This window comes from Nitrosospira sp. Nl5 (assembly GCF_900102495.1).
In the GTDB taxonomy this organism is placed as follows: domain Bacteria; phylum Pseudomonadota; class Gammaproteobacteria; order Burkholderiales; family Nitrosomonadaceae; genus Nitrosospira.
Genome location: NZ_FMVQ01000031.1, coordinates 1 through 1,480, shown reverse-complemented (window position 1 = coordinate 1,480; position 1,480 = coordinate 1). Strand labels below are relative to the sequence as shown.

Below are 1,480 nucleotides of genomic sequence, written 5' to 3'. Positions count from 1 at the left end.
ATCAGCGCCACCGCTTCCGGACGCGCTTCTACCTGCCGCTCGATCAACCGGTGAACAGGCTCGGCATCTCCATAACGCCGCTCATTCACGCCCCACGCCTTAAGTTGCGCGCGCTCGGCTTCACTAAGAAGCTCAACGTCGCCCAGGCGCCGCGTAGAATCCCGTGTGATCTGACGGAGCAATCTTTCAACCCGAACTGCGATGCAACTCACCACGTCCTCGGAGAAATGCCTCCGAGCATAGCCGTATTCAAGGCGCAGTGCGTCAGTCTGAATCACGGATAACGCCATAGGATAATTGGTGTCCTCCCGGCCCCTGACTTCCGAGAAAACAAGCCCTCCAGGGAGGGATTGCTGCAAAGCCTCATCCATCGGGTAGTTCTCGAATACCAGGATACTGTCAAACAATCCCTGGCCGCTCTGCCCCGCCCAGCGCTGAATTTCGTACAAGGGTGTGTGTTCGTGTTCGCGCGAAGCCACGTTCTGCGCCTGCAAATCACGTAACCATGCCCCTATCTCCTGCTCTGGCTTAAGCGTTGCCGTCACTGGCAGCGTATTGATGAATAAACCCAGCAAATGCTCTGCTCCTGGCAGATCCGATGGTCTGCCCGCAACTGTCGCACCGAAGACTACTGTTTGCTTCCCCATATATCTATTGAGCAGCATTGCCCAGGCCGCCTGCACCAGGGTATTGAGCGTGACACGCTCGCGCCGCGAGAACCGAACCAGTTCCTCAGTAACAGCTGCTCCTAATTTGCTGGTATATTTGCCATAACCCGTGTTCCCTGACTCGGTATTCTGTGAGGGTGTGGAACAGACACCGGCTAACCGGGTGGGCTCAGCTATGCCGCGTAATCGTTCTCTCCAGTACGCTTCCGATACCTTGGTATCGCGGTTCTGGAGCCATTCAATAAAATTCCTATAGCGGAACTGGCCTGCCGGGAATGCTGGCTCGGGGCAATTTCCTCCATAATGCCGCAATACTTCTCCAACCAGTTGGGGGGTACTCCATCCATCCAGCAGCAGGTGGTGACTCGTCCAGATGAAATGATGCTTATCATCCGTCAGGCGTACCAATGTTAACCGCATGAGCGGTGGCCTTGTCAGATCAAGACCGGAAGCATGCTCCGACTCAGCCAGCGTTTCGAGATCGCGTCCCTGTTTTGCAAGAACGTGATTCGCCCGGTCTCTCCAGTCGTGCTCCACAAACGGCAGCTCAACACTCTTCGCTACCCACTGCAGCGGCTCGCCCTCCCGAACCGCGAAACCTGTGCGTAACACTTCATGACGATCCACTGAAGCCTGCCATGCGGCCTTGAACCGTGTTACATCCAGCCCCTCTATGTCGACTCTTACCTGATTAAGGTAGATGTCGCCATCCGTATGGAATACGCTGTGGAACAGCATCCCGGACTGCATCGGCGAGAGTGGATAAAGGTCTTCAAGCTGCCCCGCTGGCAGGGACAAAGCGTCCAATTCTT

1 protein-coding gene is annotated in these 1,480 nt (G+C 55.9%); it reads right to left on the bottom strand.

Going from position 1 to position 1,480, the window contains the following annotated elements; translation table 11 throughout:
* Window positions 1-1,480: condensation domain-containing protein (locus BLP45_RS14210; RefSeq protein ID WP_256327850.1), on the bottom strand; the 1,480-nt coding region annotated here is incomplete at both ends.